Source organism: Pantoea sp. X-Soil-ISGK-275 (genome assembly GCF_059730795.1).
The window spans coordinates 80998-94012 of record NZ_AP035976.1; the positions used below are offsets into that span (position 1 = coordinate 80998).

At 59.3% G+C, this 13015-nt stretch carries 11 protein-coding genes; 2 read left to right on the forward strand and 9 right to left on the reverse strand.

The window, feature by feature from the left end:
* Nucleotides 1-4 precede the first annotated feature (4 nt).
* Nucleotides 5-1447 (forward strand): xylulokinase, encoded by a 1443-nt coding sequence (gene xylB / locus AC6I8A_RS00395; protein ID WP_497817856.1) that lies wholly within the window; start codon nt 5-7, stop codon nt 1445-1447.
* Nucleotides 1448-1661: 214 nt separating this feature from the next.
* Nucleotides 1662-2594, forward strand: a complete 933-nt coding sequence (locus AC6I8A_RS00400) for a GlxA family transcriptional regulator (protein WP_154194656.1) — start codon at nt 1662-1664, stop codon at nt 2592-2594.
* Here the strand turns inward: AC6I8A_RS00400 and AC6I8A_RS00405 are convergent.
* From AC6I8A_RS00405 to AC6I8A_RS00445, 9 genes are all read right to left on the reverse strand, one after another.
* Nucleotides 2579-3574 (reverse strand): acyltransferase, encoded by a 996-nt coding sequence (locus tag AC6I8A_RS00405; protein WP_265301510.1) that lies wholly within the window; start codon nt 3572-3574, stop codon nt 2579-2581. The genes AC6I8A_RS00400 and AC6I8A_RS00405 overlap by 16 nt on opposite strands.
* Nucleotides 3575-3702: 128 nt before the next feature.
* Nucleotides 3703-5010 carry an IS4 family transposase gene (locus AC6I8A_RS00410; protein WP_265303508.1) on the reverse strand — a complete coding sequence of 436 codons (1308 nt, stop codon included), beginning with the start codon at nt 5008-5010 and terminating at the stop codon, nt 3703-3705.
* Between the two features lie 159 nt (nt 5011-5169).
* Complete coding sequence (locus tag AC6I8A_RS00415; RefSeq protein ID WP_293795582.1) at nt 5170-6285, reverse strand: mandelate racemase/muconate lactonizing enzyme family protein; 1116 nt, start codon at nt 6283-6285, stop codon at nt 5170-5172.
* A gap of 32 nt (nt 6286-6317) precedes the next feature.
* Nucleotides 6318-7079 carry a GntR family transcriptional regulator gene (locus tag AC6I8A_RS00420; RefSeq protein WP_293795584.1) on the reverse strand — a complete coding sequence of 254 codons (762 nt, stop codon included), beginning with the start codon at nt 7077-7079 and terminating at the stop codon, nt 6318-6320.
* 14 nt (nt 7080-7093) lie between these two features.
* On the reverse strand, nt 7094-8470 hold the full coding sequence (locus tag AC6I8A_RS00425; RefSeq protein WP_497817857.1) for a dihydroorotase: 1377 nt from the start codon (nt 8468-8470) through the stop codon (nt 7094-7096).
* Nucleotides 8470-9393, reverse strand: coding sequence for an ABC transporter substrate-binding protein (locus tag AC6I8A_RS00430; protein WP_265301518.1), 924 nt, complete (start codon nt 9391-9393; stop codon nt 8470-8472). The genes AC6I8A_RS00425 and AC6I8A_RS00430 overlap by 1 nt, the downstream gene beginning before the upstream one ends.
* Nucleotides 9393-10436, reverse strand: coding sequence for an alpha-hydroxy acid oxidase (locus AC6I8A_RS00435; protein WP_497817858.1), 1044 nt, complete (start codon nt 10434-10436; stop codon nt 9393-9395). The genes AC6I8A_RS00430 and AC6I8A_RS00435 overlap by 1 nt, the downstream gene beginning before the upstream one ends.
* The gene (locus AC6I8A_RS00440) at nt 10420-11949 is read right to left on the reverse strand and encodes an amino acid ABC transporter permease/ATP-binding protein (RefSeq protein ID WP_497817859.1); all 1530 of its coding nucleotides are present in this window, start codon (nt 11947-11949) and stop codon (nt 10420-10422) included. Before AC6I8A_RS00440 ends, AC6I8A_RS00435 begins: the two co-directional genes overlap by 17 nt.
* Before the next feature lie 55 nt (nt 11950-12004).
* Entirely contained in the window at nt 12005-12901 is an 897-nt protein-coding gene (locus tag AC6I8A_RS00445; RefSeq protein WP_497817860.1) for a transporter substrate-binding domain-containing protein, read from the reverse strand.
* Nucleotides 12902-13015: the final 114 nt, after the last annotated feature.

Consider the following 13015-nt stretch of genomic DNA (forward strand, 5'->3'; position numbering starts at 1 on the left):
CAGCATGGTTATCGGCATCGATTTAGGCACCTCCGGCGTGAAAGTGGCATTGCTGGATGCGCACGGCAAAGTGATGGCAGTGGAGAGTACGCCGCTGGAGGTATCGCGGCCGCAGCCATTATGGAGCGAGCAAGATGCCGAAAGCTGGTGGCAGGCAACCGATCGTGCCATGCAGGCACTGGCGCAGCAGCACGATCTCAGCGGCGTGAAAGCGATTGGCCTGAGCGGGCAGATGCACGGTGCTACCTTGCTGGATAGCGTGAATCGGGTGCTGCGTCCGGCGATTTTATGGAATGACGGGCGCAGCGGCGAGCAGTGTCAGGAACTGGAAAAGCGCGTGCCGGATTCGCGTCGCATTACCGGCAATCTGATGATGCCCGGCTTCACCGCGCCTAAGTTGCTGTGGGTGAAACAGCATGAGCCGCAGGTGTTTGCCCAGGTGGCGAAAGTGCTGCTGCCAAAAGATTATCTGCGCTTCCGCATGAGCGGCGACTTCGCCAGCGATATGTCGGACGCGGCGGGAACGATGTGGCTGGATGTGGCGCAGCGCGACTGGAGCGATGAGATGCTTAGCGCCTGCGAGTTGCAGCGCAGCCAGATGCCGCAACTGTTTGAAGGTAATCAGATCACCGGCACGTTATTGCCAGATGTCGCCGCGCGCTGGGGCATGCAAAGGGTGCCGCTGGTGGCGGGCGGCGGCGATAACGCGGCGGGCGCGGTGGGTGTCGGCATGGTCGAGCCGGGACAAGGCATGCTGTCGCTCGGCACGTCGGGCGTCTATTTCCTGGTAAGCGACGGTTATCTTAGTAATTCTCAGCGCGCGGTGCACAGCTTCTGCCACGCGCTGCCGCAGCGCTGGCATTTGATGTCGGTGATTTTGAGCGCGGCTTCCTGTCTCGATTGGGCGGCGGCGTTAACCGGTTGTGAGGACGTGCCGCAACTGCTGAGTGAGGCGGAGAAAGCGCGCAGCGATGTGCCGCCGGTATGGTTCCTGCCTTATCTCTCTGGCGAACGCACGCCGCACAATAATCCGCAGGCGCAGGGCGCGTTCTTTGGTTTAACGCATCAGCATGGCCGATCTGAACTGGCGCGCGCGGTGCTGGAAGGCGTGGGCTTCGCGCTGGCCGAAGGCATGGATGCGGTGCATGAGTGCGGCGTGCAGCCGAAAACCGTGATGCTAATTGGCGGCGGCGCGCGCAGTGCGTATTGGCGTCAGATGCTGGCGGATATCAGCGGGCAAACGCTGGATTATTGTCACGGCGGCGAAGTCGGCCCGGCGCTGGGTGCAGCGCGACTGGCGCAGCTGGCGATAGATCCGGCGAGCGAATGGCCGTCGCTGGACCTTGCGCAGCGGCATCAACCGGATGCGGCGCGGCATCAGGCGTATCAGCCGCAGCGCGCGGTGTTTGCGCGCTTGTATCAACAGCTGCAGCCGTTGATGTCTTAATGTGGGAGGGTGATGGCTGGATTTGGCAGGGTGTCGGGGTTTTTATCGGGTATTATTGGGGTTTCGTGTTAAATGTAGTGGCCTGATTTGCCCTCACCCCAACCCTCTCCCGTAAACGGGAGAGGGAGTCGTTAGCTCGATCGGTTCCCTCTCCCGCTTGCGGGAGAGGGCTAGGGTGAGGGAAAAAACACACCAAACCCAACCGGAGCCCACCATGCCGCAGTCCGTCTTCTTCCTCGTGCTTCCCGGCGTGATGGCGCTGGACCTCACCGGCCCCGCTGAAACCCTGCAGCTGGCCGACGGCCACTTTGCGCTGCATTACATTGGCCCGCAGCCGAGCGTGCTGTGCTCCACCGGCATGACCATCGCTGACATCGCGCCGTTGCCTGCGCAACTGCCGGAAAACAGCCTGCTGGTGGTGCCCGGCGTATACAATTCGCGCGTCTGTTTCGATACCGAACCGGCAGCCATAGCGCGTGACTGGCTACGCCAGCAGCAAGCAGCGATTACCGATCAGCGCATCACACTGGTGTGTATCTGTTCCGGCGCACTACTCTCGGCGCAGGCGGGATTGCTGGATGGCATTCAGTGCACCACGCATCACGATGTGTTACCGCGCCTGAAAGCTGCAGCGCCAGCGGCGTTAGTGAAAGATAACCGGGTTTTCGTCGAAGATGGCGGCATCTGGACCAGCGCGGGCATTACTGCGGGTATCGATCTGGCGCTGCATTTAATCAATAGATTGTGCGGTGCGCCGCAGGCATTGAAAGTGGCGCGCGAAATGGTGGTGTGGTTCCGCCGCTCCGGCGACGATCCACAGCTGTCGCCGTGGCTGCGCTATCGCAATCATATGCATCCGGCGATTCATCGCGCGCAGGATGTGATGATTGCCCATCCCGAACACGATTGGTCGCTTACTGCCCTGGCCGAGCGGGCGCACGTCAGCGAACGTCATCTTACGCGGCTGTTCCGCCAGCATCTTGGCATCAGCGTGCGCGAGTACCACGAACAGTTGCGCTTAGTGATTGCGCGGCAACGTCAGCAGCAGGGCGAAGCGGCGGAGAAAGCGGCGCTGGCCGCCGGATTCTCCTCGGCCCGCCAGCTGCGCCGTGCTCATCAGCGCTGGGACGATCAGCTCACCAGATGACGCTTATCCACGCGCTGTAAGCCCATCGCCAGCAGCAGGCTGCCGATCAGCGTCACGCCCATCACCCACGGCAAATCGAGCCACGGACGCGACATATCGTCGTAGTGATTGGTGCGCAGAAAGTGGATAAACAGCGCGTGAAAGCCGTAGATCGGCAGTGAATAGCGCGAGATAGTGGCTAGTACCGGCAGCGCGCGCTGATTCAGGGTATTTTTGAACAAAATCAACAAGCTGATGGCGGCAATAAATACCAGCGGCCCGCAGTAGAGATACCAGGTATCGTTGAACGCGCCGTTGATTTTCAGCATCTGTTTGGTGCCGAGCGCAATGCCAACCACGCAGGCAACAAAGCCCAATCCCGCCAGCCAGCTGATGCTGCGCTTGTCGGTCTCCATGCAGCCAATCGCGCGTCCGAGCAGCGCATACAGCAGGTAATAGATGCTGTCGCCGCTGACATACAGATTCACCGGCAGCCAGTGGAACGGCCCTAGCGATTGGCTCACGGTATTCGGATTCGCCAGCACCGCCAGCACGATCACCAGCATGGCGACATAGCGCGGCGCCACGCTTTTCACCTGAATCAGCGGGGATAACAGATAGATGCCGATAATGGCGAAGAAGAACCACAGGTGATAGAACACCGGTTTTTGCAGCAGCTTAAGCAGCGATCGCCCTTCATTGATCGGCGTTAGCCAGGTGATATAGACCAGTGCTACCGCGCTGTAGAACAGCAGGCACAGCACGATGCGCAGCAGATGCCGCCCTTGCGCGCTGCGTTCGCCGAAAAACAGATAGCCTGAGATCATAAAGAACAGCGGCACACAGACGCGTGACGCCGAATTAAGCAGGTTCGCCACATCCCAGCTCATGCCTGTCACCGCCATTGGACCGGTGATGTACCAGGTTGTAGTGTGAATGACGATTACCATCAGGCAGGCAACCGCGCGTAAGTTGTCGATCCAGTAAATTTTTTGCTGCATGGCGTCCTCTTGCATTAGCTGCGAAGAAGGGTAGCCAGTGAGCCGAGCGGCAACAACCTTTTGCGGTGTAATTCAGATCACTCTGTTACCAGGTCGCCATAAATGGCGTAATGCTCGTCAGTTAAGACTTAATCATGCCGGAACGCATAGCGTTTCGGCTTCTTTTTCACCGCTCGCGGATAATGTCTCGTCCGCCGGGTTGGCAGCACGAAGCTTCCCGCCATCGCCATTATTTCATCTATTATTCTCGGAATTTTTCCCGGCGCTACCGCAGGCAGGAGTCTCAGTTGACCTGTCAGGTACAGTGCCGCCTGCTTAAACCCCAGCTGATAAGGCTCCACGTTTTTCAGGCTATAGGCCATCTGCGCCATCATAAAACGCAGCAGGTTATACGCCAGCGCAACGCCCCATAACTCCTGCTTCACCAGTTCCGGTGTTTTGCTTCTCAGCGTGAGCTCGTTGTTCAACAGATGCTGCTTCATCTCCCGGAAGCCATGTTCTATTTCCCAGCGATGTCCATAAAGATCAACGATATCCCCTCCCGGATATCGCAATGGATCGCACATTGACGTCAGGATTTTCACCACTCTCCCGTTAACCTTTTTGCTTATCAGTCGCGCCGTCAGCGTTTCCGGCACATCTTTCCATTTTTTACGCGCCTGCCACGACAGGTCCAGTTCTATCAGCTCGCTGCCTGAGCCCTGTTTTTGCAGAACACGGTATTTTGCATCGTTGCGCAGAGGTAGCATCCAGTGTCTTTCCACCCCCGAGGTCTGCCAGTAATGCAGGAAGCCGGGCGCATAGAAGCCTTTATCCAGGATCGTTAGCGAGTGATCCGGCGTCTGTCCCACCAGTTGTGCCGCAAGATCAACCTCGCTGGTTTCGGTCACGCTGCCAAAGCTCACGCCCGATAAGAGATGGCTTGTCAGCTCCATCTGGCAGACCATGCGCAGCTGAGGCCAGTCAGACTGACTGTGTGCATTTGCCGTCCGCCCAAAGGCCTTATCGTTTTCCGGCGTATCGGGGGCCCGCCACAGCGTGCCGTCGACCGCCAGCAGTGTCAGGCCGTTCCAGTGTGACAGCGGTGTTTTATCAAACCAGAGCTGGCGTGACTTTTCAAAGACCCGGCGGACCACGTCTTCTCCGAGCCGCTGACGCGCCTGCACAACCGCGCTGGTCGCGACGAATGGGCGCTTGCCCGGCAAAACGATATCCAGATGAGAAACAATCTGGTTCATGGAAAGCGAGCGGAACAGGGCCATGCCGGTAACGGCCCAGACCATCATCTCCATTGGAAGACGGCGTTTTCGCACGGTCACGATACCAGTATCAGCCAGGCATTCGTCGATGAGTTCAGGCGAGAGCAGATCGGAGAGCGCGGAGAACTCTTTGGGCGTAAAGTTAAGAACGGCATCGAGAGCCTGACTGAGTAACATAAAAAAATCCGTAATTCCTGTGAGATTACGGATTTTTGCAGAACTGGAGGATCGTTCAACCGATCATTTCGGGCTTAACTGATCGGCATTACGCCATAAATGGCGACCCTACAAAAACAATGCCGATCCGTCGTAGGGTCGCCATTCATGGCGGCCTTGCTAATCACGCACCAAAAACTTCTCGATCACCGCTTCGTCGGGTTCAACGCCGAGGCCCGGCTCGCTCGGCAGCCACGCGTAACCGTCGGCGATGCGCACCGGATTCTTCGCCAGCGAGCGGCTGATCTCGCCCGGCTCGACGCAATACTCCATCACCAGCGCATTCTCAATCGCGCAGAGGAAATGCAATGATGCGGCGGTATTAATGTCGGTAGTGAAGTTGTGGTTGCACACTTTGCGTCCGCGGCTGTGCGCGTAGCTGGCGATCTCCATCGCCTGGGTGAAGCCGGTGCGCGTCAGGTCGATCTGCACGATATCGATGCCGCCTTCATCTATCAGGCGCTGGAAACCCGTTACCGAACACTCTTGCTCACCGGCGGCGATATGTTGCTGGCACGCCGCCGAAACCTGGCCGTAACCGGCGTAGTTATCCGGATGCAGCGGCTCTTCAATCCAGAACAGATTGAGATGTTCATAGCGCTGGCTGCGGCGGATGGTGGTTTTGGCATCCCACACGTGGCCGACATCCAGCATCAGATCCACGTTATCGCCCATCGCTTTGCGCAGCGCCTCGAGATAGCGCAGATCCTGCGCTTCGTCAGTGCCAAACGGCTCCCAGCCAAACTTCACACCGCTATGGCCGGTATCAATCGCGTGTTGGGCGCGCGCGACCGTCTCTTCGACGCTGAACTGGAACATGTTGGAGGAATAAACGCGCATCTTGTCGCGCATCGCGCCGCCCAGCAGTTCAACAATCGGCTTGCCGAGCGCTTTGCCTTTGATATCCCATAACGCGATATCGATGCCCGCCATCGCCTGCAACACCGCGCCGCTGCGGCCGTAGTAGATGGTGGCTTTGTGCATCTTCTTCCACAAACGACCGGTTTCCAGCGGGTTTTCGCCAATCAACAGCGATTTCAGGCCGGTGACCATGGTGTGCGAATAGGGTGCTTCGATGATGGCTTTGGTGACATACGGACTGCCATCCACTTCGCCCCAGCCGGTGATGCCGGCATCGGTGGTGATTTTGATCAGCAGCGCATCCTGAGAGCTGTCGGTGCGCCGCTCAATCACTGGCAGGCGCAGGTAAAACGCCTCAACGTTAATGATTTTCATGGTGTTTTCCCTGGTGTAAAGGCAATGCGAAATTAGCCGAGAGCGGAACGGTGCTGGCGGCGTTGGGTAATCAGGGTTTCGTAATCCACGTCCAGCGCCTGAATGCGGATGTGGTTCTCAACCTCGTCGGTCATTTTGGCGATGTCGCCATCGGCAAAGACATTAATTAGCCGCTGGTGCTCCTCGATGATGTCGCTCATCGATTTGCCCATGGTGGAGAGGCCGAAAATCACCGTCAGCTGACGGGCAATCGACTCCCACAAATTGCTCAGCACCGGGTTGTGCGCGAAGCTGCACAGCGTGCGGTGGAAATCGGTATCGGCGGAGGCAAAGCCGTAAACGTCATCGTTTTGCATCATCGCCTGCATCTGCGCCACACCTTGATAGAGCTGATTAAGCTGCTCGGCGCTGTTGCGTCCGGCCTCAATCGCGCGGCGACAGGCCAGCGTCTCCAGCGGAATGCGCACATCGATAATCTGCTCCAGCCGCTGATGCGAAATCTCCATCAGGCGAATGCCTTTGTACGGCTCGCTGGTGACGATGCCCTGGCTCTCCAGAATGCGCAGCGCCTCACGAATCGGTACGCGGCTCATGCCGAGTTTGGCCACCAACTCCGGTTCCGCGATGCGATCGCCGGGCAAGATCAGGCCGCGCGAGGCGGCGCTGAGAATGGCATCCACAGCGTGATCGACCAGCGTGCGCGGACGCGCGGTATTCCAGTTGTTATCGGTGGCCGCGTCCTGCGCCAGCGGGGCGCTGTTTTTACGACGAGCGGTAGAGGATTTTCCTGCCATGTTATTTGTCCTGTTTAAACCTGTCGGGTCACGAACTGACCGAAGCCAGGCTCAACCTGCATCTGGTCATCCTGGAATACCGTGACGCCACGAATCAATGTGCGCACCACTTTACCCTGACAGCGCATCCCTTCAAATGCGCTCCACTTGCCGAGTCCCTGAAAATTCACGCCGCTTACTGTCCAGCTTTGGCTGGCGTCGTAGAACACCAAATCGGCGTCGAAGCCGGGCGCAATCGCCCCTTTTTTGCCCCACAGCTGGAAGGCTTTGGCCGGGCCGCTGGCGGTCATGCGCGCAAACTCGCTGAGCGCTAAGCCACGTTCACTATGGGCCGCACTGAAGAACATCGGGCTGAGGGTTTCCACGCCGGTTAATCCCATGCCTGCATCCCAGATACTGGCTTCACCTGCCTGCTTTTGTGCGGGCGTGTACGGACAATGGTCGGAGGCGATCATGTCGATATCGCCGCGCAGCAGCACCTGCCACAGCGCATCCACCACCGGACGCGGGCGGATCGGCGGGCCGCAGCGCGCGTTAGGGCCGATGCGCACCAGATCGTCTTCATCGAGCAGTAAATAGTGCGGACAGGTTTCGAAGCTGGCACGGACGCGGCCTTTGGCGGCGACAATGGTTTCCGCCGCGCGCGCCGAGCTGACGTGCACGATATGGCAGCGCGCGCCGGTCTCTTCGGCAATCGCTAACACGCGTCCCACCGCTTCGATCTCGGCGATTTCCGGCCCCGCCAGCGCATGCGCGCGTGCATCATTGCGTCCGGCACGACGCTGTTCGCTGCCAGCACCGATCAGAATTTCGTGGTTTTCCGCGTGCACACCAATCAGCCCGTCGAACGTGGCCAGCTCGCGCATGGCACGCAGCAAAACGTCATCGTCGAGACGCGGCAAACCTTTCTCGTCGGTGGCTTCACCGTTGGGCGCGCCGCTGCACAGGAAAGCTTTGAAGGCCAGCGCACCGGCCTGATCCAGCGCCGCCAGTTCATGTACGTTGCGGCCATCCAGTCCGGCCCATAGGGCGTAATCCACCGAGCAGTTGTCTGCCAGCCAGCGTTTCTTGGCGCTGAAGTTAGCCAGCGATGTCGCCGGTGGCAGCGAATGCGGCATTTCGACGATGGTGGTGACGCCGTGCGCCGCCGCACCGCGCGTACCTTCGCGCAGTTCCTGCTCGGGGAAATCGTGCGAGCCGGTGAAATGGGTATGCACATCAATCGCGCCAGGCACGATGATCAAGCCTTGCGCATCGATCACCTCGTCAACGCCGTGTGTAATGGCGCCAGGCGATAACACGCCGCTAATCTTGCCGTTTTCGATCAGCAGATCCGCCAGTTCAGCGCGGGTTTCTGTCACCACCAAACCATTAATAATCAGCTGTTTCATCACTCTGCTCCTGCCTGCGTCACCAGCGCCGCATACGGCACCGGCTGTGAAGAGTCGAGCCAGCCGATAGCCGTTAACAGCTGGCTGAAATGCACAAATTCGGCGCGTGGAATCACGCAATCAGGCGCAAACACGCCGGCCTGTTGATAGGCGGCAAGGCCGCGCACCAGCGCATCGCGCGGATAATCGGGGTAAAAAGCCTGCACCTGTTGCGCCAGTTCAGTGGCGTCATGGTTGGAGATCCACGCCAGCGCCTGCGCAATGGCGCGGGAGAAGGCGGCAAAGGCGGCGGCTTTCTCCTGCAGCACATCAGCGCGGGCGATGTAGGCGCTCCAGGGTACGTGGCCGCACAAACTGGCGAGGCTGCTAATGCTGTGGAGTTGTCCGGCGGCGATGGCGGGCGCCAGCATATGCATGGCGTGCAGCGCATAATCGGCTGCGCCATGGGCGACGGCTGCGAAATCTCGCGCCTGGTCGCCGCTGCCGGCGATCAGCTCGACATCATCCTGCAAACCGTGACGCGCCAGTAACCAGCGGAACGTGAGCGTGGCGGTACCGACATTGCCGACATCCAGCACGCGTTTACCGCGTAAATCGCTGAGCTGAAAATCCGGCTGCGCCTGCACCGCCGCAAAAAACCACGGATTGGCTGCCACCGAGGCGCAGAAACACTGCAGCTCCGCGCCGTGCTGCTGAAAATGCTTCATCACCACCATCGGGCCGCCGAGCGTGAGATCGGCGTCGCGATTCAGCACTGCGGGAACCTGGCCGCCTTGTACCGTGTGTCCGCCCGATTCGCTAGTGGTGAAGATCACATCAACTTGTTCGGCGGCAAACAGGCCAAGGCTCTGCGCCAGATAGTGCGCGCAGTAATAGATGCGCGATTCGCTGGCATCGCCTTGATTGAAAATCAGTGTCTGCATTAGCCGCGCACCTCCGTGATGAAACTGCCGTTAAGGCTGGCCATATCGCTGACGCCGCACCAATGGCTGATCGCGGTGATTTCATTGATCCAGCCGGACAGCAGATCGAACACCGCGCTTTCGCCACCCGCCACTAACGCACTGATGATCGGTCGCACGCTGAGCGACAGCGACGCGCCAAGACAGCGCGCCACCACCGCATCGCTGCCGCAACGTACGCCGCCATCCAGCAGCAGCGGCAGCCGCGTCACCGCCTGCAAATCGGGCAGCTGATCGACCGGCGTGGCCCAGCGCGCGCTCTGACGCAGGCCAATGTTCGAGGCGATCAGTCCACTGACGCCGTGCTGCGCGGCCTGCGCCGCATCGTCATGATGCAAAATACCTTTCAGCCACAGCGGAATGTGATGATCGGCGCAGTGCGCCGCCACCTCGTCAATGTTCTGCCAGCGCCACACCGGAAAAGCCGGCAGCGGTGTAACGCCCGGCTGTGTGCCGCCGATGGTGTGCCAGCCGCGCTGTTTTAACGCATCGCCAATCGAGAAGCCGCCGGGCTGTAATCCCGCCACCGGATGTACCGGTGCCAGCACCGTTAGCACGATATTTTTAAATCCGGCCTGTGCAGCCTGATCGATTAACCCTTTAATGCGGCCGACATCGCCCGCCGCACGCAGTTGCAGCCAGCAGCGATCGTACTCCGCACCAATCTGCTCCAGTGGCGTGACGGTTTCTTCCGAGATCACCAGCGGCAGTTGCAGACGTTTACAGGCGCGCGCAATCGGCAACACACCTTCTTCGTGGAAAATACGGTCACCGGCAAAGGCGCCGACGCCAAGCGGTGCGGACCAGTTTTGCTGCTGCAGTGAAATCTGCGTGTCGATGCTTTCATTGCCCTGCAGTACGCGCGGTAACAGACGAAAGCGGCGCAGCGCCTGCTGATTGGCATCGGGTTCGTTACCCAGCGCATCGGCCGGTTGGCCCTGCATATAGCGGAACAACGCATCGCCGAGGCGCTCGCGTGCCGTGAGTTCAAAGCGCATGGGCATGTTGCGCCTCCACAGCATTTTCATGTTCAAGGAAGGTGGCAAACGCTGGCGTTTGCGGATTTTGCAGAATCGTCGGCGGACCTTCTTCAATCAACGCGCCGTTCTGCAGGAACACCACGCGATCGGCAACGCCCGCCGCAAACGCGATGTCGTGGGTGCTGATGATCATGGTGATGCCGGTTTGCGCCAGGCTGCGCATGGTTTGGTTCACTTCGCGCACCAGTTCGGGATCGAGCGCGGAAGTCGGCTCATCAAACAGCAGGATTTGCGGTTCAGCCGCCAGCGCACGCGCAATGCCGACGCGCTGCTTCTGTCCGCCGGAAAGTTCATGCGGCAGCGAGGCGGCGAAATCACCGAGTCCTACCATTTTCAACGCGCGCATCGCTTTGCCACGCGCGATTTCCGGCTGTGCGCCCTGCACGTGCAGCAGAATGCTCATCACGTTTTCCAGCGCGGTGAGGTGATCAAACAGCGCGAAGTGCTGGAACACGATGCTAATGCCTGATTTGGCGCGGTTCAGCGGCAGATGACGCTGCGCCAGCGCGCGACCGTTTTCGTCGCTGCCCATAAAGTGGCCTTCAGTTTGAATGGTGCCGCTGCTGCGCGGCGTCAGCGCCAGAATCGATTTCAGCAGCGTACTTTTGCCCGAACCAGAGCGACCGAGCAGCACCACCACTTCGCCGCGACGTACGGTTAACGACAGCGATTTCAGCACCGCTTTCCCGGCGTATTCGACGCACAGCTGATGCACTTCCAGCACCGGCGCGGCGGTTTGCGTATCCCAGCGTCGTTTCGGTAGCTGCATCGGCATCACTTCCGCTTCTGGCGGCAGTTTCGCCAGCCGCGCGCGTGCCCGACGTGCGCGTTCATCAAGGTTGTAGAACTTCTCCAGCCACCACTGACCGCCCGCCAGCAGCGTGGAAAGAATCAGGTAGATGCCGCCCGACGCGACCAGCACCGGAATAAACAGGAAATTTTGCGACACAATCGCCTGGCCGCGCATCGTCAACTCATTGACGCCCACCACCGAAGCCAGCGAAGTGGATTTCAGCAAGCCCACGGTTTCGTTGCCCATGGTGGGCAGAATGGCGCGCAGCGCCTGCGGGATCACCACGTGAATCATCTCTTTGCTGCGCGAGTAACCGAACGCCTGCGCTGCCATGCTTTGGTCGCGATCGGTCGCCATAATGCCGCCGCGAATGATTTCGGCGCAGAAGGCGGTTTCGTTGATCATCAGCGCGACAAGGGCGCTGGTGAACGGGCTCAAACGCAGACCAAATTCCGGCAGCACGTTGTACAGCAGAATCAGCTGCAGCAGCACCGGCGTGCCGCGCAGCGTATAGATGTAGATTTTCACCGGCACGCGAATAAACCCGTGCTTTGAGCTGCTGGCTAACGCCAGGAAAAAGCCAATCAAAATGCCGCCCGCCAGCGCGCCAACCAACAGCTGCACGGCGATGACAGCGCCTTCCCACAAGTAGGGGAAAGTCAGGTACTTAAGAAAATCATCCAAGGCGTTATCCTCCTCAACGCCTCGGTTTCGTCACCGAGGCGGCTGAGTTTATGCATTAACCACGCGCAACCACCGGACGTTCGGCAGCACTGCCCTGGCCCCAGTAATCCAGCAGTTTTTTCTGTGCGCCGCTCGCCTGAATCACTTTCATCGCGTCCAGCACCGCTGCGCGCAGCGTGGCGTTGTCTTTGGCGATCGGGAAGCCAACCATGATCGGCAGATCCACGGTGAAGCCGCTTTGCAGCGATTTGTCCGCTTTGGCGATGGCAATGGCTGAACCGGCTTCGGTCAGATAAACGTCCGCGCGACCGCTTTTCACCGCCTGAATGCTGTTGTCGGTGTTCTGCACCATCAGCATGCTCACTTCTGGCTTACCGGCAGCGCTGCATTTGGCGCTTTGCTCCGGCACCAGTTTGTTAGCTTCGTAAGAACCCGCTGCGGCGGCGACGGTTTTGCCGCACAGATCATCGACGCTGTTGATTTTCTTCGGGTTGCCTTGCGCCAGCACTGAGCCATCCTGCACCTGCATTGAGGCGACAAAGGCGATCTGCTTCATGCGCTCTTCGGTGACGTACAGCATCGGGCCGATATCGGCGCGTCCGCTGGAGATGGAGGTGAGCAGCACGTTGAATGAGCCGCTTTGGTAGCTGTGTTTCGCGCCGAGGCAGCTGCTGATGCGCTCGAACAGTGAAGGATCAAGCCCTTCAATGATGCTGGGATCTTTTTCCGATGGCGCTTCAAAGCCTTTGGTGTAGCCGCCAAGGCCAACCACCAGATCTTTGCCTTTCAGCGACGGATATTTGGTTTGCAGCGCTTTGCACTGCGCCATCGCCGCGAAGTCGCTGGCGGTAGGCGTGATGGGATCGGTGCTGGCTGCGTGGGCGCTGGAGATGCCCGCCAGTAAGCTGCCGCTGAGACCAGAGATTAACAAAGCAGTGCGTGCAAATTTCATAATAAGGTTCCCCTGATGCTGGTGAATGAGAAAGCGATGACCTTGTGATTTATGAACGTCTTTGGTATTTGGGTGCTGCTTGTCCCTCACCCCAGCCCTCTCCCGCAAGCGGGA

Coding starts and splice junctions, on each gene's coding strand:
- AC6I8A_RS00435 (WP_497817858.1), bottom strand. CDS start 10,436: ATGCCCATGCGCTTTGAACTCACGGCACGCGAGCGCCTCGGCGATGCG.
- AC6I8A_RS00430 (WP_265301518.1), bottom strand. CDS start 9,393: ATGCAGACACTGATTTTCAATCAAGGCGATGCCAGCGAATCGCGCATC.
- xylB (WP_497817856.1), top strand. CDS start 5: ATGGTTATCGGCATCGATTTAGGCACCTCCGGCGTGAAAGTGGCATTG.
- AC6I8A_RS00415 (WP_293795582.1), bottom strand. CDS start 6,285: ATGAAAATCATTAACGTTGAGGCGTTTTACCTGCGCCTGCCAGTGATT.
- AC6I8A_RS00410 (WP_265303508.1), bottom strand. CDS start 5,010: ATGTTACTCAGTCAGGCTCTCGATGCCGTTCTTAACTTTACGCCCAAA.
- AC6I8A_RS00400 (WP_154194656.1), top strand. CDS start 1,662: ATGCCGCAGTCCGTCTTCTTCCTCGTGCTTCCCGGCGTGATGGCGCTG.
- AC6I8A_RS00405 (WP_265301510.1), bottom strand. CDS start 3,574: ATGCAGCAAAAAATTTACTGGATCGACAACTTACGCGCGGTTGCCTGC.
- AC6I8A_RS00445 (WP_497817860.1), bottom strand. CDS start 12,901: ATGAAATTTGCACGCACTGCTTTGTTAATCTCTGGTCTCAGCGGCAGC.
- AC6I8A_RS00420 (WP_293795584.1), bottom strand. CDS start 7,079: ATGGCAGGAAAATCCTCTACCGCTCGTCGTAAAAACAGCGCCCCGCTG.
- AC6I8A_RS00425 (WP_497817857.1), bottom strand. CDS start 8,470: ATGAAACAGCTGATTATTAATGGTTTGGTGGTGACAGAAACCCGCGCT.